At 59.0% G+C, this 20420-nt stretch carries 21 protein-coding genes and 1 pseudogene; 15 read left to right on the top strand and 7 right to left on the bottom strand.

The window, feature by feature from the left end:
* Positions 1 to 175 precede the first annotated feature (175 nt).
* Both CU048_03495 and CU048_03490 read left to right on the top strand, forming a co-directional pair.
* Entirely contained in the window at positions 176 to 1558 is a 1383-nt protein-coding gene (locus CU048_03495) for a glutamate--cysteine ligase (GenBank protein QBR72629.1), read from the top strand.
* A gap of 47 nt (positions 1559 to 1605) precedes the next feature.
* Positions 1606 to 2103 (top strand): hypothetical protein, encoded by a 498-nt coding sequence (locus tag CU048_03490; protein QBR70493.1) that lies wholly within the window; start codon positions 1606 to 1608, stop codon positions 2101 to 2103.
* Between the two features lie 53 nt (positions 2104 to 2156).
* On the opposite strand, the gene CU048_03485 is transcribed toward CU048_03490, so the two are convergent.
* Together CU048_03485 and CU048_03480 are read right to left on the bottom strand one after the other, a co-directional pair.
* Positions 2157 to 2492, bottom strand: a complete 336-nt coding sequence (locus CU048_03485; GenBank protein QBR70492.1) for a hypothetical protein — start codon at positions 2490 to 2492, stop codon at positions 2157 to 2159.
* Between the two features lie 81 nt (positions 2493 to 2573).
* Positions 2574 to 3329: a 16S rRNA (uracil(1498)-N(3))-methyltransferase gene (locus tag CU048_03480; protein ID QBR70491.1), complete on the bottom strand. Its 756-nt coding sequence runs from the start codon at positions 3327 to 3329 to the stop codon at positions 2574 to 2576.
* Between the two features lie 147 nt (positions 3330 to 3476).
* On the opposite strand from CU048_03480, the gene CU048_03475 reads away from it, so the two are divergent.
* From CU048_03475 to CU048_03465, 3 genes are all read left to right on the top strand, one after another.
* Positions 3477 to 3920: a hypothetical protein gene (locus CU048_03475; protein QBR70490.1), complete on the top strand. Its 444-nt coding sequence runs from the start codon at positions 3477 to 3479 to the stop codon at positions 3918 to 3920.
* 68 nt (positions 3921 to 3988) lie between these two features.
* A complete protein-coding gene (locus CU048_03470; GenBank protein ID QBR70489.1) occupies positions 3989 to 4945 on the top strand; it encodes a 4-hydroxybenzoate octaprenyltransferase in 957 nt (318 codons plus the stop codon).
* A gap of 85 nt (positions 4946 to 5030) precedes the next feature.
* On the top strand, positions 5031 to 5204 hold the full coding sequence (locus CU048_03465) for a DUF1328 domain-containing protein (protein QBR70488.1): 174 nt from the start codon (positions 5031 to 5033) through the stop codon (positions 5202 to 5204).
* A 33-nt stretch (positions 5205 to 5237) separates the two neighbouring features.
* Here the strand turns inward: CU048_03465 and CU048_03460 are convergent, their stop codons facing one another.
* Positions 5238 to 6677, bottom strand: coding sequence for a methylenetetrahydrofolate--tRNA-(uracil(54)-C(5))-methyltransferase (FADH(2)-oxidizing) TrmFO (locus CU048_03460; GenBank protein QBR70487.1), 1440 nt, complete (start codon positions 6675 to 6677; stop codon positions 5238 to 5240).
* Between CU048_03460 and CU048_03455 the strand changes: the two genes are divergently transcribed.
* A complete protein-coding gene (locus CU048_03455; protein QBR70486.1) occupies positions 6676 to 6906 on the top strand; it encodes a hypothetical protein in 231 nt (76 codons plus the stop codon). The two genes, CU048_03460 and CU048_03455, sit on opposite strands and share 2 nt — an antisense overlap.
* Positions 6907 to 7374: 468 nt before the next feature.
* Here the strand turns inward: CU048_03455 and CU048_03450 are convergent, their stop codons facing one another.
* Positions 7375 to 10344, bottom strand: a complete 2970-nt coding sequence (locus CU048_03450) for an excinuclease ABC subunit A (GenBank protein QBR70485.1) — start codon at positions 10342 to 10344, stop codon at positions 7375 to 7377.
* Between the two features lie 363 nt (positions 10345 to 10707).
* Here CU048_03450 and CU048_03445 point away from each other — a divergent pair, with 363 nt between their 5' ends.
* The 4 genes from CU048_03445 (at position 10708) to CU048_03430 (ending at position 14664) form a co-directional block, all read left to right on the top strand.
* Positions 10708 to 11193, top strand: coding sequence for a DUF2948 domain-containing protein (locus CU048_03445; GenBank protein ID QBR70484.1), 486 nt, complete (start codon positions 10708 to 10710; stop codon positions 11191 to 11193).
* Positions 11194 to 11310: 117 nt separating this feature from the next.
* Positions 11311 to 13131: an X-Pro aminopeptidase gene (locus CU048_03440; protein QBR70483.1), complete on the top strand. Its 1821-nt coding sequence runs from the start codon at positions 11311 to 11313 to the stop codon at positions 13129 to 13131.
* Positions 13132 to 13178: 47 nt separating this feature from the next.
* Positions 13179 to 13496: a divalent-cation tolerance protein CutA gene (locus CU048_03435; GenBank protein ID QBR70482.1), complete on the top strand. Its 318-nt coding sequence runs from the start codon at positions 13179 to 13181 to the stop codon at positions 13494 to 13496.
* An 85-nt stretch (positions 13497 to 13581) separates the two neighbouring features.
* Positions 13582 to 14664 (top strand): phenylalanine--tRNA ligase subunit alpha, encoded by a 1083-nt coding sequence (locus CU048_03430; GenBank protein QBR72628.1) that lies wholly within the window; start codon positions 13582 to 13584, stop codon positions 14662 to 14664.
* 95 nt (positions 14665 to 14759) lie between these two features.
* Here CU048_03430 and CU048_03425 read toward each other — a convergent pair whose 3' ends face one another.
* Together CU048_03425 and CU048_03420 are read right to left on the bottom strand one after the other, a co-directional pair.
* On the bottom strand, positions 14760 to 15176 hold the full coding sequence (locus CU048_03425; GenBank protein QBR70481.1) for a DUF2794 domain-containing protein: 417 nt from the start codon (positions 15174 to 15176) through the stop codon (positions 14760 to 14762).
* Between the two features lie 29 nt (positions 15177 to 15205).
* Complete coding sequence (locus CU048_03420) at positions 15206 to 15466, bottom strand: hypothetical protein (protein ID QBR70480.1); 261 nt, start codon at positions 15464 to 15466, stop codon at positions 15206 to 15208.
* 21 nt (positions 15467 to 15487) lie between these two features.
* Here CU048_03420 and CU048_03415 point away from each other — a divergent pair, with 21 nt between their 5' ends.
* Together CU048_03415 and prmC are read left to right on the top strand one after the other, a co-directional pair.
* A complete protein-coding gene (locus tag CU048_03415; GenBank protein QBR72627.1) occupies positions 15488 to 17416 on the top strand; it encodes a molecular chaperone HtpG in 1929 nt (642 codons plus the stop codon).
* Positions 17417 to 17460: 44 nt separating this feature from the next.
* The gene (prmC, locus tag CU048_03410) at positions 17461 to 18321 is read left to right on the top strand and encodes a peptide chain release factor N(5)-glutamine methyltransferase (protein QBR72626.1); all 861 of its coding nucleotides are present in this window, start codon (positions 17461 to 17463) and stop codon (positions 18319 to 18321) included.
* Between the two features lie 292 nt (positions 18322 to 18613).
* On the opposite strand, the gene CU048_03405 is transcribed toward prmC, so the two are convergent.
* A complete protein-coding gene (locus tag CU048_03405; GenBank protein ID QBR70479.1) occupies positions 18614 to 18793 on the bottom strand; it encodes a hypothetical protein in 180 nt (59 codons plus the stop codon).
* A gap of 29 nt (positions 18794 to 18822) precedes the next feature.
* On the opposite strand from CU048_03405, the gene CU048_03400 reads away from it, so the two are divergent.
* The 3 genes and pseudogenes from CU048_03400 (at position 18823) to CU048_03390 (ending at position 20379) form a co-directional block, all read left to right on the top strand.
* On the top strand, positions 18823 to 19752 hold the full coding sequence (locus CU048_03400; protein ID QBR72625.1) for a DUF4167 domain-containing protein: 930 nt from the start codon (positions 18823 to 18825) through the stop codon (positions 19750 to 19752).
* Positions 19753 to 19838: 86 nt separating this feature from the next.
* On the top strand, positions 19839 to 20084 hold the full coding sequence (locus CU048_03395; protein ID QBR70478.1) for a hypothetical protein: 246 nt from the start codon (positions 19839 to 19841) through the stop codon (positions 20082 to 20084).
* A 172-nt stretch (positions 20085 to 20256) separates the two neighbouring features.
* Positions 20257 to 20379: pseudogene (locus CU048_03390) on the top strand (SAM-dependent methyltransferase).
* Positions 20380 to 20420 lie beyond the last annotated feature (41 nt).

Here is a 20420-nt window from a genome sequence, read left to right as displayed (position 1 = left end):
GAACCAGCCGTTTCCTTGGTAAGCAATTCGGTGACCGTCCCTCCTAGGCATCCCCCATCTGGCCCAGCACTCGCATTGCGCCTTGGCGCGCGCCCGCTTATGTAGCTTGGCGACGCCGCCGGCCGCGCCAAGGTGCGGCAAACCTTATGATGACGGCGCAAACGAAAGTGTGGCAATGGCTCGCGACGTTTCCGATACGACCCCTATCACGTCGCGCGATGAACTGGTCGCTTGGATCGAAGGCGGAGCCAAGCCGGCCGAGCAATTTCGGATCGGCACGGAATATGAGAAAATTCCGTTCTATCGCGGGAATCATTCTCCGGTCCCCTATGACGGCTTGCCGGAACGTGGACAGGGCGGTATCCGCGCACTTCTGGAGGGAATGCGAACAAAGCTCGGCTGGGCGCCCGTCAATGACGGAGCGCGAATCATCGGGCTTTACGACGAAAAAGGTGGGGCCGCGATCTCGCTTGAACCTGGCGGACAGTTCGAACTTTCCGGCGCGCCCTTCGACTCCCTCCACCAAACCAAAATCGAACTCAACGAGCATTTGTCTTCGCTCGCGGCGCTCGCGGCGCCGCATGGAATCGGTTTTCTGGCGCTCGGCATGAGCCCGAAATGGCGCCTCGACGAAACGCCGCTGATGCCGAAGCAGCGTTACGCGATCATGATAAAATATATGCCGAAGGTCGGATCGCGCGGCCTTGAAATGATGCTTCGGACCGCGACGGTGCAGGCCAATCTCGATTTTTCGAGCGAAGCCGACATGGTAAAAAAGCTTCGCGTCTCACTGGCCTTGCAGCCCCTCACGACGGCGCTTTTCGCCAATTCGCCTTTCACGGAAGGCAGGCTCAACGGATTTCTCTCGGCGCGCTCGGAGATTTGGCGCCACACGGATTCTGCCCGGACGGGACTTTTGCCTTTCGCGTTCGAAGAGGGAATGTCATTCGAGCGTTATGTCGATTATGCGCTGTCCGTGCCGATGTATTTTGTCAAGCGTGGCGAGATCTACCACGATGTGGCGGGCGCTCATTTTAGCGATCTGCTCACAGGCAGACTGTCTGAGCTTCCGGGGGAGCGCGCAACGATCGCCGACTGGGCCAATCATCTTTCGACGATTTTCCCGGAAGTCAGGCTCAAGCGTTATCTTGAAATGCGCGGTGCCGACGCCGGCCCCCGGCCATTCCTTTTAGCGCTGCCGGCTTTGTTCGCCGGGCTGCTTTACGAACCCTCCGTGCTCGACGCGGCGTGGGACGTCGTGAAGCTTTGGAGCGCCGAGACACGTGAAAAATTGCGTGCCGATGTCCCGCGCTTGGGGCTCGAGGCTACGGTCTCAGGGCGGCCGCTGCGGGAGGTCGCGCGCGAAATTCTCGGTCTTGCGCGCGCGGGGCTCGCTAAACGTAACCGATGCGACGCGCAGGGCACTGATGAAACCTGTTTCATCGATCCCCTTGATACGGTCGCTGCGGGAGATAGCGAAGCTGAACGGCTGATCAAGAAATTCAAGACCCAATGGGCGGGCAGCATCGAGCCGGCTTTCGAAGAATGCGTCTATTGAAGGCGCGCCCGCGACGCGGTAATGCGAGGGCAGGGGGAGGAATCCGGATGAAGAAGTTTGCCCTTGGTGTTTTATCGACCCTGTTTTTTGCGGGCGTTTATTTTGGTCCTGCAAAGGCCGCCGATCTTTCGATGCTTGGGCAATGGAACGGCAATTATCCGTCCGACACCCTCGTCAATGGCAAGTCGTTTTGGGAACAGCCCGGCGTTCTGGCGGCGATGCGCGCCGGCATGGGCGACCGTTATTTTGCAATTTCAGAGAAGGAAATGCATGGACCCGAGGGACCGGTTGCCAGCGACGGCACGGGGCACTTCGCGGTTTGGTCGTGCAAGTCTCACGATTGCGGCGGTAACCAAATGACGGTGTTCTTCGACACCTCGACTGGGTCCGCGCAGATATGTTGGCGTGAAACCGATGACCAATCGGGCAAGGTCCAGGATTTTTGGCTGGCCGATGGCAAGACGCGTCCGCTGGCGGCGAACGCGTGCGGTTACGCTACGAAGGATCCCTTCGGTGCCCTGAAAAAATTCGGCGGCGGAAAATAATCCGTAACCGCGTAGTCAGCCCGTTTGGACTGCCGACGCGCAGCTCACGCGATTCAACGGCCGAAGGGGTTGATGCCGATTTGCTCGGCCGGCAAACGAAGATGTCTGCGCGGCTGATCGCCCTCGTCGATACGGACCGCAACCGGTGACGCTCCTGGCCGACCATAGGTCGGCGCGCTCACGACCCGCGTGTTGAGGTCGACCCGGACGTGGCCGCCGATACGCTCGCAGCTCACAGTGCCAGCGCCGGAGGTGACGCATGACTCACTCGTGCGCGAAAGCGTGCCCTGTCCGGACTGGACATCATTGGCCCGCGCGGGCTTGCCGAAGGTGAAGCAAACCGCGGCGGCGCAACAGCCTATCAAGGCCAAAGTATCTCGGAAAATCATTCGATGCCCAAAAGAATCGTTTAACTTTTGTCGTGGAATTTTTTGACCCTACAATGAGGCGATATAATGATGCGTTAATATTTATCCGCCCCAATCGCCGAGCACAGCCTGAACCAAAGCAAGCGCGGCGACGGCGGCCGTATCGGCCCGCAAAATGCGGGGACCGAGAGACACCCGCACGATGCTCGGCAAGGCGAGGAGCGCGTCGCGTTCCTGGCGGTCGAAGCCGCCTTCCGGGCCGACCAGAAGGGCGACGGGTCGGGGACGCTCAGGGTCGGCAAACGGCCGTAAACCGACGCAAGGATCTTGCACTGGCGCATCCTCGTCGCAGAAGATAAGCAGGCGCTCATTGTTCCAGTCTCGCAGGAGCGCGTCCAGCCGGATCGCCGGTGCAATTTCGGGAATTACGAGGATTCCACATTGTTCGGCGGCTTCGATCGCATTGGCCCGCATGCGGTCGAGATTAACCCGCTGGACCTGGGTTTGGCGGGTGAACACGGGGCGCAGGAGGCCTGCCCCCATTTCGACAGCTTTCTGGATCATGTAATCCTGGCGCGCCTGTTTCAGCGGCGCGAAAAGATAATGAAGATCCGGATGTCTCTCTTGCGGCCGCGTCATCTGGCGGGCGACGAGCGTGACGGCCTTCCGATTGGAAGCCGCAATGGTCGTTTCCCATTCGCCGTCCCGCCCGTTGAAGACGCGAATTGCGGCACCTTCGGTCAGGCGCAACACATTGCGGACATAATTTGCTTGTGTGTGGTCGAGATCGAACCGCGCCGCCTGAGCGAGGGGAACGTTGACATAAAGCCGGTGCGCGGTGAAATCATAACGCGACATACGGCCACCAAAAACGGGCAGGGAAATTCTGGAGTTCGCTCGCGCGAGTTATGCCCGCCTCCGCCCCAAAGTTTTCGGCGCGAAACATGTTGTGTTGGTTAAGAAAAGCGAAATGGAACATCGAAACGCCAATGAAAGGCTCGCATCATGATGGCACATAGGCTCATCCACGGCGCGCGTAAAGCCATGGTTGCTTTCGCGGCCTTGTCCCCTTTGGTGGTTGGCGGCGCGGCATTTGCGCTCGATTGCAATCAGGATATCGGAACTCTGACCAAGAAGCGCCAGAGCATTATCGATCAGCTCAACCAGCTCGCCAAGAATGGCAAAGGCCAGCTCGATCCGATCGCTTCCTGTCCCAAGCTGCGCTCGCTTGTCGCGGCCGAACATGAACTGATTTCGTATCTCACCAAGAACAAGGATTGGTGCGCGGTTCCCGATGAAGTCTTCCAAAACATCTCGTCCAGCACCAGCAAATCAGGTCAGGTCGCCAACCAGGCCTGCACCGTCGCGGCGCAGATGAAAAAAGCCCAGCAGCAGCAGGCTGGAGCGCTTAACGCGCCGCAAACAAAGCTGCCCGCCGGCCCCCTGTGAGCGAACACCGGGCCGGATCTCCGGCACCGGACCCAGGCATTCGATCCATAGCGGCAGGCTCGGCGGATTTGTCGGCAAGTCCGCCGCCGGCGCAGGGTCTTCCGGATTCCGTCGGCAATCAGATTCTCTTCAAGATTGCGCCAAAATCCTGGCATCCGTTGCTTCAGCTCGCGCGCCTCGATCGGCCGATCGGTTGGTGGCTGTTGCTGTTGCCGTGCTGGTGGTCGAGCGCGCTCGCCAGCATCGCTTATGGCCAACCGTTGCATGGTCGCGATCTTCTGCTGTTTTTTGTCGGAGCGGTCGCCATGCGTGGCGCGGGCTCGACCTATAATGACATTGTCGATCGAAAAATCGACGAGCAGGTCGAGCGGACAAAGTCGCGCCCGATCCCATCTGGACGTATCGGCGTCAGGGCGGCGCTCCTGTTTCTTGCCGCGCAATGTCTTGTGGGGCTTTGCGTCCTTCTGAGTTTCAACGGCTTCACGATCTGGCTGGGATTTGCTTCGCTCGGGATCGTTTGCCTCTATCCTTTCGTGAAGCGGTTCAGTTCCTGGCCGCAGGCGGTCCTTGGCGCGGCCTTTGCCTGGGGGGGCCTGGTTGGATGGGCGGCCGCTTTGGGTTCGCTCGCGCCTGCTCCCATCGCGCTCTATCTTGGCGCAGTGTTCTGGACGATCGGCTACGACACGATCTATGCGGTGCAGGATGTCGAGGATGATGCGGTCGTAGGGATCGGCTCGACCGCGCTGTTTTTCGGAAACCGGGTCCGCGGCGGGGTAGGGGTCCTCTATCTGCTTTCGGTTTTATGTGTCGAAGCAGCGTTCCTCGCCGTTGGTGCGGGTATATTCGCGCAGGCGGGTCTATTGCTGTTTGCCTTGCATCTCGCCTGGCAGGTAAGCCGGATCAATCCCGCGGACGAGATAAGCGCGCTGCGTCTGTTTCGTTCGAACCGCGACGCCGGGCTTCTTCTGTTCGCGGGTCTTGCGGCGCAGCATTTCCTCGGGTCGGTTTTTCAAGCGGGATTATGATAAAGATCAGCGGATGGAACATTCGCGCCCGTTTTGAATTCTATGCTTTGGGTCGCACGGCCCACGAATTTACGGGGACACATCAATGCTGAAATGGGCGCTTATCTTCTTTATCATTTCCGTTGTTGCCGGGCTTTTTGGATTCACCGGCATCTCAGCGGCGGCGGGCGGTATTGCTCGCATCCTGTTTTTTATTTTCGTCGTCGTGTTCATCATCTTTCTTGTGCTCGGCCTCATCGCCGGCGAGGCGATTCTTTAGGCGTACCGGTTGCCAAAGAGGACGGCCCAAACCTCATTCGGCCGCGTGTTTCGCACGCGTCCCGAGCCAGTCCTCCAAGTCGTGTTGCGCCCGCAAGCTGATCGCTGCCTTGCGGGCGTTGCCTTTTTCCGCGCCCCGTAGCTTCTTGCCGATCGAAGGAGACTCGTCCAGCGGTGGAAACAGCCCGAAATTAATGTTCATGGGCTGAAAAGAGGACGGTCCGGCGTCGATCGATTCAACATGTCCGCCGGTAATGTGGTTGATCAGCGCGCCTAACGCCGTGGACGATGGCAGAGGGAGGAACGCTTCTCCTTTTCGCTCCGCGGCGGCCATGCGGCCCGCCGCGAGGCCGATCGCGGCACTCTCGACATAGCCCTCGCAGCCGGTGATCTGGCCGGCGAAGCGGAGTCTCGGATCGGCCTTGAGCCGCAAGGCGGGATCAAGCAATTTGGGCGAGTTCAAAAAAGTGTTTCGATGCATCCCGCCGAGGCGGGCGAAACTTGCCTTTTCCAGACCTGGGATTGCGCGGAAAATTTCAACCTGCGCGTGATGTTTCATCTTGGTCTGGAAGCCCACGATATTGTAGAGCGTGCCGAGCATATTATCCTGGCGGAGCTGCACGACCGCATAGGGTTTTGTCGTGCCCGCATGCGGATTGGTCAGACCGAAAGGCTTCATCGGTCCATGCCGCAGAGTTTCACGGCCGCGCTCCGCCATAATTTCAATCGGCAAACACCCATTGAAGTAAGGGGTGTCCTTCGCCTCTTGAGGAAGCTCGTGAGCCGTGGCTTTCTCCGCTTCCAGGAGCCTGTCCACGAAGATGTAATATTCGTCTCGCGTCAGCGGGCAATTGATGTAATCGGCGCCGGTTCCGGCCGGACCCGTTTTGTCGTAACGCGACTGAAACCAGGCTTTCTCCATGTCGATCGACCAGCGATGCACGACTGGCGCGATCGCATCGAAAAAGGCGAGATCGCGCTCACCGGTCAGTGCGCCAAGGCCGGCCGCCAGGGAAGGCGACGTCAGGGGACCCGTCGCGATGATCACATTGTCCCAGTCCTCCGGCGGCAAACCCGAGACCTCTTCGCGGAGCACTGTAATGAGGGGATGGCTGCAGATCATACGCGTGACATGCGCTGCAAATTGGCTTCGGTCGACGGCGAGTGCTCCGCCCGCGGGCAATTTGTGGAGGTCGGCGGCGATCAGGATCAGGGAATCGAGACAGCGCATTTCCCGATGCAGAATCCCGATGGCGCTGGTTTGGGGATCATCGGCGCGGAAGGAATTGGAACAGACGAGTTCGGCGAGGTCGTCCGTGTGATGCGCGGCGGTTTTTCGTGTCGGGCGCATTTCGTGCAGCAGCACGGGGACCCCTTGCCGCGCGATTTGCCAGGCAGCTTCGCTGCCCGCAAGGCCGCCGCCAACCACATGGATCGGCTGCAAGGGAGATGAGCAACGCTCTGGTTGGGTCATGTCCCCGAGTTTAAAGCAATTTCGCTTCGTGGGGAAAAGGGCCGCCCCAGAATGCAAGTTCGCGCCAGAGCATGTTCCGAAAAAGTTGACCGACTTTTTCGATCAGAACTTGCTCCAACTCGTTGAACTTGAGCGATTCCTTTTCGATCAGATGATTCTGATCGGGAAGCGCTCTAGGGGAAGCTCAAAAAGAAAGCGCCCGCCGGGGAGGATCGGCGGGCGCTTCTGACCGAAGAGGGGGCTTAAGTGCGGCCAGAGCCTCAACGGCGCATTCATTCGACTTTCAAAGACTGGCTGAGAACTTTAACCAAGTCCTGCCTACAGCCAAATCTTGCCTGTAACAAAGTCTTAACTGTGACCGAGCATTAACGTAACTGTGACCATGACCGAGCTTGTCTTCAGAAGAACCCAACCGTCTTCTAGGTTCGACTGATATAACGAGTGATCCTCGTTTGATCCGCCATGGGTTTGGCAACAATATTGCCGCACCCTCTTTGCTGGCTCCCGCCGAAACCAAGCAACCCAATTGGAGGTCTGAGCTATCCCTCATGTTGCAATGCAAAAGATACCCCATTAGGAACCGGGTTCAAGCCCAGAAATACCGGGGCTGATATGCATTTTATGCATGGCTAAAACCCGCATTGGGAGTGTAATGCACCGCAGCATAGGCGGTGCATTCAGGATTGCCGCGCAAGGCTCACTCCGCGGCCGCCTTGGCCTTGCCTGTCGGGCGGCGCTCTAGAACCGCGCGTAAATAGTGGCCCGTGTAGCTTTTCTTATCCTTGGCGATGTCCTCGGGGGGGCCGCTGGCGACGATCTCGCCGCCTCCATCCCCGCCTTCAGGTCCAAGATCGATGATCCAATCCGCCGTTTTCACAACTTCGAGATTATGCTCGATCACAATGACCGTGTTGCCTTGATCGACCAGTTGATGCAGCACCTCCAGGAGTTTCGCGACATCGTGGAAGTGCAATCCGGTGGTCGGCTCGTCGAGAATATAGAGCGTGCGGCCGGTTGAACGCTTGGAAAGCTCCTTGGCGAGTTTGACCCTCTGAGCCTCGCCGCCCGATAGCGTATTAGCCTGCTGGCCGACCTTGACATAACCGAGACCAACCCGCGCGAGCGTATCCATTTTTTCCCGGATTGAGGGGACTGCCTTGAAGAGACTGGCTGCTTCCTCGACCGTCAGATCGAGGACGTCGGCAATCGACCTATCTCGATATTTGACTTCAAGCGTCTCGCGGTCGTAGCGCTTGCCCTTGCAGACGTCGCAGGTCACATAGACGTCCGGCAGAAAATGCATTTCGATTTTGATCACGCCGTCGCCCTGGCAGGCTTCGCAACGGCCACCCTTGACGTTGAAAGAGAAGCGTCCTGGCTGATAGCCGCGCGCCTTGGCCTCCGGTAGGCCCGCAAACCATTCGCGGATCGGGGTGAAAGCGCCGGTATAAGTTGCCGGGTTGGACCGGGGCGTTCGTCCTATCGGCGATTGGTCGATGTCGATGACCTTATCGAGCTGGTCGAGCCCATCGATGCGTGTGTGCGGCGCCGGATGTTCGAGCGCGCCATTGAGCTTCCGGGCTGCGGCTTTGTAAAGCGTATCGATGATAAGAGTAGATTTCCCGCCCCCGGAGACTCCGGTGATGCAAGTGAACACCCCGAGCGGTATTGCAGTGGAGATATTTTTCAGATTATTGCCGCTGGCGTTGACGATGGTGAGCTTGCGTCCCGGCTCCGGCTTGCGGCGGTGGCGGGGCACGGCGACATCGCGTACACCGGTCAGATACTGGCCGGTCAAAGAGTTTCGATCGGCCATGATTTCCGCAGGCGTGCCCTGCGCGACGATCTCGCCGCCGTGAATGCCCGCGCCTGGGCCGACATCGACCACATAATCGGCCGCCAGGATGGCGTCCTCATCATGCTCCACGACAATCACGGAATTGCCGAGATCGCGCAAACGCCGCAAGGTTTCGAGAAGCCTGTCATTGTCGCGCTGATGCAGGCCGATCGATGGTTCGTCCAGGACATAAAGCACCCCGGTCAAGCCGGACCCGATCTGCGAGGCAAGCCGGATGCGCTGACTTTCCCCGCCGGACAACGTGCCTGAAGCGCGGGAAAGCGTCAGATAGTCAAGGCCGACATCGACCAGAAACGAAAGCCTCTCGCGAATCTCCTTGAGGATGCGCTTTGCGATCTCGTTTCGCTTCGCGTCGAGCTTTGCCGGCAGCGCCTCAAACCATGCTTGCGCGGCGCGGACCGAAAGCGCGGTCAATTGGCTGATATGGCGCCCCTCGATTTTGACCGCGAGGGCTTCGGGCCGCAACCGATTCCCGTCGCAAACGCTGCAAGGGGTCGCCGTCATATAGCGGGCGATGTCTTCGCGCGCCCATTCGCTCTCGGTCTCGCGAAATCGCCTTGCGAGATTATTGATCACGCCCTCAAAGGGCTTCACGACATCGTAAGAACGCAGACCGTCGGCGTAAGAAAAGCGTACCGCCTCCTCGCCCGAGCCATAAAGGATAATGTCGCGGGCTTGTTGCGGCAGGCTGTCGAAACGGGCGTCGAGCCGGAATTTAAAATGCTTGGCAAGCGCTTCGAGCGTTTGCAGGTAATAAGGCGAACTTGAGCGGGCCCAGGGCGCGATCGCCCCTTTGCGCAAGGTCAGCTTCGGGTCTGGGACAATCAGTTCGGGATCGACCGTCTGCTCGACGCCGAGCCCCCCGCAATGGGGGCACGCTCCGAATGGATTATTGAAGGAAAACAGGCGCGGTTCGATTTCGGGGATGGTGAAACCTGAAACCGGGCAAGCAAATTTCGACGAAAAGATAATCCGCTTGGCCGCGCCTTGTTCATCGGTCTCGTCCGCGTATTCGGCAATCGCGGTGCCATCCGCAAGCTCAAGCGCGGTCTCGAAACTCTCCGACAGCCTCGCCCCAATGTCGGAGCGCACGGCAATGCGGTCGACGACCACATCAAGGTCGTGCTTAAACTTTTTGTCGAGGACCGGCGCGTCCGCGATTTCATAAAACGCACCATCGATTTTGAGACGTTGGAAACCGCGCTTCATGAAGTCGGCGATTTCCTTGCGGTATTCCCCCTTGCGGCCGCGAATGACCGGCGCAATCAAATAGAGCCGTGTGCGCTCCGGCAAGGCGAGCACGCGGTCGACCATCTGGCTTACGGTCTGGCTTTCGATCGGCAAGCCCGTTGCTGGCGAATAGGCGATCCCAACGCGAGCGAACAGAAGCCGCATATAATCATAAATCTCGGTGACGGTGCCGACGGTCGAGCGCGGATTCTTGGAGGTGGTTTTTTGCTCGATCGAGATGGCCGGCGACAAACCATCGATCTGATCGACATCCGGCTTTTGCATCATTTCGAGGAATTGGCGCGCATAGGCCGAAAGCGATTCGACATAGCGGCGCTGACCTTCAGCATAGATCGTATCGAAGGCCAGCGAGGACTTGCCTGAGCCCGAGAGGCCGGTGAAGACGACAAGTTTGTCGCGCGGAATGGTCAGATCGATATTTTTCAGATTGTGCTCGCGCGCGCCCCGAATCACGATTGAGCGCCCTTCGAACAGCTTTTCGGAAGGCTTCTCGGGCGGCAGAGTTTTCCGCGATTTTCCGCGCGACGCGGCGCCTGCGGACGGCCTTGGTGTCTTCATTGATCCAATCTGAATTGGGTGTTTCACGGCGCCCTTGGGCCCGTTTTCCGGACGCAGGCTCGCTTACAATTAACGGGCTTGAGGGGGAGTTTGCCATGTATTTATGGCGTAATCCCCGCATTGCGACAATTTTTTGCATGCGCACAATGACCGGCGAGCCTGTCCCTGAAGCCACCGCTCATCGATCGGAAGAGGGCGAGAGGCGACGAACAGCCGGCAAATTGCCCGGCTCGCGGATGCCGGACGGCGTACGGCATAGGCCGAGAAGATAAACCTACCTTTAGCTTATCTGCTGTGCCATGACATGTTAGATGCCCCGACACTATATGGACATTTGTGCCGCCTTTTTTAGGATCGTCGAACGTGCAAGAGGTTACGATGCCGGACCTTCCTCCCTTGATTGCCTTCGATGCCGAGGATCTCGGGGTGATCTCGGCCAATCTTCAGGATGCGTTGGTGCGTGTCGGCGACATCGCCTATCTGCCGAACTTGAAAAAATTCGCTTTGATCGCGGCGAGGTTCGATTGGGTGAGGGCGGCACAGAAAACGCCGGGGTTGCCTTCCTGCGAGCGTTGCCACACCGGCCTGCATTTCGGACGGGTTCTCAAAGTCTCGTGCCGTGGGTTCCATCACGGGGATAAGGCGCTTATCCTCAATCTTTTAAGCATCCGGTTCACCCCAGCCGACCCGCCAGCGGGTGTAGTGGAGTTTATTTTTTCCGCCGGCCGCGCAATCAGGCTCGAGGTTGAATGCCTGGAGGCGGAAATCCGCGATCTAGGGCCGCGTTGGACTGCGAAGTCGGCGCCCAACCATCGTCTCGACGATGGTCAGGAAAACGCCCTGGGATAAACGAAGCTCGCCAGGATTTGGCGCCGCTTCGGCCTGCTGCGCTTAGTGGGCGCGGTCGAAAACTTTATTTTGCGAAACCGGTTTCCGCTTTGGCGGATCATGTTCTAATCTGCCAAAATGTTCGAAAGCCATTATCAATCGTTCGAAGATCACGCCAATCCCTCGCAAGGTAAACCGCGAATTGCGGCGTTGCGGAGGGAACTCGCTCGCCTCGGGCTCGACGGTTTTGTCGTGCCGCGCGCGGATGAACACCAGGGTGAATATGTCGCCCCCTGCGAGGAAAGGCTCGCGTGGCTTTCGGGCTTCACCGGTTCGGCCGGGGCCGCGATCGTGCTCAAGAATCGCGCAGCGATCTTCGTCGACGGACGCTATAGCTTGGCTGTTAGGGACCAAGTCGATGTTGCCATTTTCGAACCCCTCAGCTCGACCGACGGCGGCCCCGAGCGTTGGCTCGAAGCCAATCTCACCCAGGGTTCGAAGCTTGGTTACGATCCCTGGCTCCACACGCCGCGCCAAATCGAACGGCTTGCCAAATCTGCGGAAGCCGCCGGGGCCGAACTCGTGGCCGTCGAACCGAACCCCATCGATGCGATCTGGACGGACCGCCCGGCGCCGCCGCTCGGCAAGATCAGTTTGCATCCACGCAAATTCTCTGGAGAAGCTGCGGCCAGCAAGCTCACCCGCGTCACCGCCGCGCTCACGGCCAACGATGCCTTGCTGGTCAGCGATCCGCATGCGGTCGCCTGGGTCTTCAACATAAGGGGCCACGACGTGGCGCATACGCCGCTCCCGCTGGCTTACGCCTTGATCGCGCATAAAACCAAGCCGCGTCTCTACATCGATGCGCGTAAGCTCGATAATTCCGTAAGGGAGGCTCTCTGCGCCCTTGCCGATATCGAGGCGCTGGAACGGCTGACGGGCGATCTCCAACTTCTCGGCAAACAAAAACGGAAGGTTTTATTCGATTCCGCGACGGCGCCAGCCAAACTTGTTTCGGTCGTAAAGGAGGCGGGGGGTGTCCCCGACACCGGGTCCGATCCTATTGCCTTGATGAAGGCGTGCAAGAATGCGACCGAACTCAAAGGTGCCCGCAAGGCGCAACTGCGCGACGCCGTCGCGATGGCCGGTTTTCTGCACTGGTTTTCGGTTCATGCACCGGCCGGAAAACTTAGCGAAATCGATGCCGCGCAAGCGCTCGAAGCCTTCCGCCTGGGCACCCGCAAGCTGAAGGACGTCTCCTTTCCTTCGATTGCGGCTGCCGGCGCCAATGCCGCCATTCCGCATTACCGTGTAACCGTCAAAACGAACGCGCGAATCCGCAAAGGCATATTTCTAATCGACTCCGGCGGCCAATATGAAGACGGCACGACCGACATCACGCGCACCATTGCGGTCGGCAAGCCGACAGCCGCGATGCGCGACAGATTCACCCGGGTTCTCAAGGGACATATCGCGATCGCGCGCGCGGTCTTTCCGAGGGGGACGTCGGGCGCGCAAATCGATTGCCTGGCGCGGGTCGCGCTCTGGCAGGCTGGCCTCGATTTCGATCATGGCACGGGCCATGGCGTTGGCTCTTATCTCTCCGTCCACGAAGGGCCGCAACGGATCTCGAAACTCGGGTCCGCCACGCTCGAACCCGGCATGATCCTCTCTAACGAACCTGGCTATTATCATGCCGGGCTTTGGGGCATCAGAATCGAAAATCTGGTCGTCGTTGAACCGCGCGAGATCGTGGGTGCCGAGCACGAGATGTTGGGCTTCGAGACGATCACGCTGGCGCCGATCGATCTTGCGCTGGTCGATCCAAAGCTCCTCGGCAATGATGAAATTGCCTGGCTCAACGCCTATCACGCACGGGTGCGTCGGGAAATTTCGCCGCTGGTCGACCCCGATGTCCGCGCCTGGTTATATTTTGCGACGGCCAGGATCGCGCGATAGCCGCAAATCTTGCGGGTCGTCGCATTGGCGAGGGAGTCTTCTGCTTTATGCCAACCCCGTTTGCCCTCGTGATGACCACATGCGGCGACAAGGTGAACGCCGAGCTGGTCGCCAAGAGCCTTGTCGAAAAGCGTCTTGCCGCCTGCGTCCAGATGTTTGCGATCGAAAGCGTTTTCCGGTGGGATGGCGCGGTCCAAAACGCGCAAGAATGGATGTTGTTTTGCAAAATCAAATCCATCGACTACACCGAGGTCGAAGCGCTCATTCGCACGGCGCATAATTACGAAAATCCCGAGATTATCGAAATTGCGATTGAAAATGGCGCGCAAGCCTATCTTGACTGGATCGCGGCGAGCACGGGCTGAGAAGAGCTAAGGCGGCGGTATCGCCTCGACATCGGTTCGCGCACGTGGCAAAAGCCGATCAAACACTCGCATGAATGACCCGAATATGTCCGATTTGGAAGCCCTGCAAACGCAAATTTTGACTGAGATCGCCGCCGCGCAAGACGAAGCGCAGCTGGAGACCGTGCGCGTCGCCGCACTTGGCAAAAAGGGATCGATTTCCGCGCTGCTTTCGGGTCTCGGCAAGATCGCGCCCGATGAACGCAAGGAGCAGGGCGCCGCGATCAATGCGCTGAAGGATACGGTCGCGGAAGCTTTGGGGGCAAGGCGCGGGGTGCTCAAGGATTCTGCGCTCGAAGCGCGGCTCAAGGCCGAGGCGCTTGACGTCACCTTGCCGGTTCGTTCGCACGGAATCGAGACCGGGCGAATTCATCCGGTCACTCAAGTCATGGATGAACTCGCGGCGATCTTCGCGGACATGGGCTTTTCGATCGCCGAAGGCCCGGACATCGAAACCGACGATTATAATTTTACCAAATTGAACTTTCCACCGGACCACCCGGCGCGGGACATGCACGACACGTTCTTTTTCAATCCCGACGCCAATGGCCAGCGCAAGGTGCTGCGCACCCATACGAGCCCGGTTCAGGTGCGCACGATGCTGGCGAAAAAGCCGCCGATCCGGGTCATCTGTCCAGGACGCACCTATCGCTGCGATTCAGATCAGACGCATACGCCGATGTTTCATCAGGTCGAAGGTCTCGTCATCGACCGGTCCGCAAATCTTGGCCATTTGAAGTGGATTCTCGAAGAGTTCTGCAAGGCGTTCTTCGAGGTGCCCGACGTCAAGATGCGTTTCCGTCCGAGCTACTTCCCCTTCACCGAGCCTTCGATGGAGGTCGATATCCAATGCTCCCGCAAGGGCGGCGAGATGCGCTTTGGCGAGGGCGAGGATTGGCTCGAAATTCTTGGCTGCGGCATGGTGCATCCCAATGTCCTGAGAAATTGCGGGCTCGATCCCGATGTTTATCAAGGGTTCGCCTGGGGCATCGGGATCGATCGCATCGCCATGCTGAAATATGGCATGCCGGATCTGCGGGCTTTTTTCGAGGCCGACATTCGCTGGCTCGATCATTACGGGTTTCGGCCCCTCGACTTCCCGACCTTGGTCGGCGGGTTGAGCGGATGAGGCTTTGGATTATTGGGGGGCGGTTCTGGATACCAAAGGTTCTTGGTTTTTACCCGTAAAGACAGTGCTTTGTACTGAAGTTTTCAGAAAGCTCATTAACCCGAAACCAGCTTGAGCTTTTTGTCGAGCGCTGCGATGACCCGGCCGAGATCCTGGCCGCGTTTAAGAATAAGGCCGGTCGCAGTGACGACGGAATAGATGCCCTGTTTGCGGGCCAGGCGGGGGTTCTTCTCAATTCGGTATAGAGCATATTCGCAAGCGCGCCGATAAATTGAAAAAACCGCTTTTTGGGGGGTAAAGTCGATCGCATAGTCGCGCCATTCGCCGTCGCTGACCTTGCGGCCATAGAGATTGAAGATTGCGCGCAACTCCTCTCGATCGAAGGAAATAATCTCCCCCCACTGCCCTGGGATGCCCCCGACTGTCATGGCTGGCGGAGGTCCAAGGACATCCTTCAGCTTTCCAGCGAGGTTCCTCGCTCGATTATCCTCGGCTGGCTCCGTGTCGCTCATGGCTGTCGCCTCCAGCTTTATCTGCAGTTTTATCGTCGCGTGAAGAGGGGGAGACGGCAAGCATTCTTTTGACGATTTTGCGACGCATCACCAGTTGAGCCAAGACTGGAGCGCAAATCGGTTCGGATTGCCCAAATCTCCTTGAAAAGGCCTCCCAAAAGCCTTGCATCGCTGCACGGCAGAGGCAATATCCGGGCGGCGAGAGCCGCGCTGCGTATTTTGCCGCGAATGGCCCGCCGACGGCTGCCATTCGGCCGCAGCCGCTGTCGGCTCATGAAATTCAATTGCATAAAGGGTAGGGGCGCATGGAAATGCCGGACACCGCGGTTCACAGCCAAGCTTTTCAAGCGGATGTCGCCAGATTGCTGCATCTGATGGTTCATTCGGTCTATTCCGACCGAGACATTTTCCTTCGAGAGCTGTTGTCGAATGCGGCCGATGCCTGCGAAAAATTGCGTTACGAAGCGCTCGCCGATCCGGCACTGGCCCCGGCCCCTTTCGTAATCAGGATCCTGGTCGACAAGGAGGCCCAGACCCTCACGGTCGAGGACAATGGGGTTGGCATGTCGCGTCAAGACCTCACCGATCATCTCGGCACCATTGCTCGCTCGGGGACCCGCGCTTTTCTGGATCAGCTGAACTTAGGTGGCGAGGCGGCTGGCAATGGCGAGAACGGCGCGAAGACACCCGAAAAACTCGACCTGATCGGCCAGTTCGGCATTGGATTTTATTCGGCTTTTATGGTCGCCGATCGCGTCGATGTCTTCACCCGGCGGGCGGGTTCCAGCGAGGCGCTGCATTGGAGCTCGGACGGGAAGGGGAGTTTCTCCATTCAACCGATCGCGCAAGACGAAGCTCCGGTCGAGGGCACCCGCGTCGTCTTGCACCTCAACGAGGAGTCCAAGGACTATCTCGAAAAGGGCAGAATCGAGCGAATTGTGCGCGAGCATTCCAGCGCGCTTGCGGTGCCGATCGAACTTATCGATGAAAAGGGGGGCGAGCCCCGCCGTTTGACCGACGGCGCGGCGCTCTGGACCAAGCCGAAGGCTTCGATCACAGAGCATGATTATAATGATTTTTATCAAAGTCTTGGGGGAGTATTTGATGAACCTGCATTAACCGTGCACTGGCATGCGGAGGGCCGCCACGAATACACGGTTCTGGCCTTCGTGCCCGGGTCGCGGCCCTTCGATTTGTTCGATCCGCAACGCCCCGGCAGGGCAAAGCTTTACGTCCGCCATGTGCTGATTACCCAGGATGCCGAGATTTTACCGAGATGGCTGCGCTTCGTGCGTCTCGTCGTCGATTCTGCCGATCTCCCGCTCAATGTCTCCCGCGAAATGATTCAGGAGAGCCCGGTCTTCGCGGCCATTCGCAAAGGGGTCGCGAACCGGATTCTGCAAGGGCTGACCAAGCTCGCCGACAGCGAACCGGAAAAATTTGCAAAGATTTGGGATAATTTCGGCGCCGTTCTGAAGGAAGGCCTGTACGAGGATCCCGAAAAACGCGACCTTTTGTTCGGCCTGACGCGGTTTGCGACTTCATCTCATCCGGAAGGCGGGCGGAGCCTCAAGGATTATATTGCAAATCTGCAGACCAACCAGACCTCGATCTATTATCTGCTCGGCGAGGATTTGGGCCGGCTCAATGCCAGTCCGCAGCTCGAAGGCTTCCGGGCTCGCGGCCTCGAGGTTTTGCTTTTGCCGGATCCCATAGACGCCTTTTGGGTGGCGACGGCGGTTGGCTTCGACGGCAAGCCATTTAAGTCCGTGATCCAGGGAGCCGCCGACATAAAGTCGATTCCGCTGACCGAAAAGCCAGAGGACGAAGCCGCGAACGAGCCTCCGGCAGCCGGTCTTGCCACTCTTTACGCGCTGATGAAGCAGGTTTTGGGTCAAGAGGTCGAGGATGTGCGCGCCTCGGATCGACTATCCTCCAGCCCCGCTTGCCTTGTCGCATCCGATCGCGGACCCGATCGCCGGCTCGAACGCATGCTGGCCGAAAGCGGGCGGCTCGGTGCGGCCTCAAAGCCTGTCCTCGAAGTCAACCCCACCCATCCTTTGATCCGCGCCCTGGTTGAGCGGGTCGGTACGCCGCAAAAGGAAAGACTCGAGGATGTCATCTGGCTTCTTTTCGATGAGGCGCGGCTGATGGAAGGAGAAAAGCCTGCGGACGCCCCCCATTTTGCCGCGCGGTTGACCAGGATTCTGCTCGATGCCATGGGCCAGCCCGAGCCGTGAGCGGAAAAGCTGCATTGGCCGATCCGCCGGAGTTCGACCCGGCCATGACGCGGGAGGGGGTGCGGTGCAAGCTGACGCGCGTTTTGAGCGACGGCGGGATAGAATCGGCGAACCTCGACGCGCGCGTGCTGCTTTGTGCGGCATTGGGGATGGACCACGCGACACTTGTTCGCGATCCGGACGATCCGGTCGGTTCGGCCGCACCGATTTTGGCCGCCTTCGCGTCTCGCCGTTTGCGTCGCGAGCCTGTCTCGCGAATCATCGGCCATAAGGAGTTTTGGCAGGCTTGTTTCAAGATTGGTCCCGCGGTTCTCGATCCGCGGCCGACCACTGAGACGCTGATCGAGGCTGTGCTCGACCATGCCGCCTGCTTTCCTCGCAACAAATTGCGGATTCTCGACCTCGGCACCGGATCGGGAGTCATTCTGTGCACGCTCCTGCAGACTCTGCCGGATTCTTTTGGCGTCGGTCTCGATATTTCGCCGGCTGCCTGCTTGATCGCGCGGGACAATCTCAACGCGCTCGATCTTGCTCGCCGCGGGTTCGTTGTTTGCGGCGATTGGACCGAGGCCCTGCGGGGGCCGTTCGATGTGATCGTGTCCAATCCTCCCTATATCGCGCGGGGCGATATTGCCGCGCTGTTGCCGGAGGTTCGCGATCATGACCCGCGTCTTGCCCTGGATGGAGGCGAAGACGGTCTGGGGGCCTATCGGAAAATCATTCCGGCGCTGGTGAACCTCGCGGCGCCCTGCGCTCTGATCGCGCTGGAACTCGGCGCGGGTCAAAGTCAGCCTGTCGAATCGTTCCTCGTCAATGCGTTCGGCGTGCCTGTTGAATTTCGGCTTGACCTTGACGGGCATAAGCGCATTATTCTGGCGCGTTTGCCCTCTGGAGCGCGGGCGTGACAAATTGGCCACGCCGCACTCGGGAAGAGAGATATTTTCCTAAAAGCTCTTGGCGTTTTGCGCGAAAGCGACTAGGTTCCGATCCAAGGATTAGTTTTTCGCTCATGTTGCAAAGTTGCGATTGGCGTCGAGACGCTTTGTCCACGCAAATGCCTGCACGAAATGCCGAGCGTGTAGACAATCAAAATGCCGAGCGTGTGGATAATTTCAAAGGGTGATCTCCGCTTTCGCTAATGCTGCGATACCAGGTGCAACCTGGGTAAACGTCCTCGGACTCTGAGACTCTATCAATTCAAGGGTCGAAGATTTGTGCTACGGCGGTGCCGTTAAGCACGGTCGTTAACGGCTGGAGAGCCAAAATATCCGCTCGCGCCTTCAGTATTTTGAGAAAATAGGTTCCACCAGGACCGAGAACCGCACGCCTGTCCGGGAGTGCAGGATTGTCGTGACTACGATGCCACCCAAGGATCATCGATGAGACCAGGACAGAACAACAAACGTATGCGTGGCCGTCCCAACAACAGTAGCGGCGGCCGAAAGGGACCCAACCCTCTGACACGCTCCTATGAATCGAGCGGCCCGGACGTGAAAATTCGTGGAACCGCCCACCATATCGGTGAGAAATACCTGCAGTTGGCGCGTGACGCGCAGTCGTCCGGCGACCCGGTGATGGCCGAGAGCTATCTGCAACATGCCGAACATTATTTCAGGTTGATCGCGGCGGCCCAGCAAGTTCAGCAACAGAGCCAGGGCACCTATCAACGCCAGCCCGGCGAAGTGCAAATCGAAGAGACCGAAGACGATGGCGACTTCGGCGGTATCCCCGACAGATTCGCATCGCCCGTCGAGCGGCTGGCTCCCCCGCCGCCGCAACCTGGCCTTCAGCCGCAACCCCAAGCCAGCCATGCCCAGCCAGGGCCAGACCGCCCCTACTACAATGCCGAAAGACAAGGCTTCGACCAGCCTGAACGGGGACCGCGTCCGGAGCGGACGTTCCAGGACCGGGGTTTCCGGGACAATCAGAACCAGGAGAAGCCCTATCAGGAGCGGCCCTACCAAGATCGCAATGGCCGTCCCCGCGATTCGGATGGCCGCAGTCATCGGCCCAGCCGGGGTCCGCGCGATTTTCGCAATGAAACGACGATCCGAGTCGATCAGCGCGGCGAGGCGCAGCCGGCAGAACCGGAAGCGGTCAGCAATGGCTTGCCCGCCTTCATCACCGCGCCGGTTCGCGTGCCGGCCGAAGTTCATGACGCGGGGCCGCAGACCGAACCCCTGACCGCCCTGCTCGCCGATCCGGCGGAAGCGGAACATGCCGGAAATGGTTTTCATCCACGCCCGCGACGGCGCCGCCGCGGCAAAGCGGAAATGGCAACCGCACGGCTGGCGGGGAGCGATGAATTGGGTCCCGATGATTCGATCCAAGAGTAAGCAGTTTCGCTCCCAGGTTTTGGACCTTGATTTGCGCGCGACAGCAGATAATGATTGGGCTGCATGCTGCCAATTGAGGTGACCTTATGCTTCCAAAATCATCAGCTCTCGCTGCCGGTTGTATGATTGCTTTGGTTTCGTTTGATGTAGGGGCTGCCCCTGCCGCGCTGTTTCCGTTGGAGCAGCAGTCGTACATTACGCAGGTGGCGGGCGGCTGCGGATTTGGCTGGCATCGCGGCCCCTGGGGAGGCTGCCGGCGCAACTGGGGCGCATGGCGTCGCTGCTTTTTCCGGCCAACACCTTGGGGGCCCCGGCGGTTTTGCCGCTGGTGATTTCAGCCTGGCTTTGAAGGCCGATCAGCAGGGTTTTACGCCCACGGCGCACGCGTTCCTTAAAAGCGTGCGCCTTTTCGTCCGTTTCGCGATCGGCAGGTCGCAATGGCCTGGAAACAGCCCCGAAAAATCGCAGGCCTAGATTGATCGCTGCGGCGCATCCATAACCCGCCCGGACTTAGATCACTGTGATTTTGGATTGACTCAATCCAAAATCGTGAACGTGATCGATTCCAAAAGTTTAGAGCGGGATGCTGGCGGAAAACCGGTTTCCACTTTTCCTCATCCCGCTCTAGAAACCTCGACCCTATTGCCTTGACCATTGTTCCGGAGGGA

The organism is Beijerinckiaceae bacterium (genome assembly GCA_004564215.1).
Classification (GTDB): domain Bacteria; phylum Pseudomonadota; class Alphaproteobacteria; order Rhizobiales; family Beijerinckiaceae; genus Methylocapsa.
This window is presented reverse-complemented; position numbering and strand designations above follow the sequence as displayed.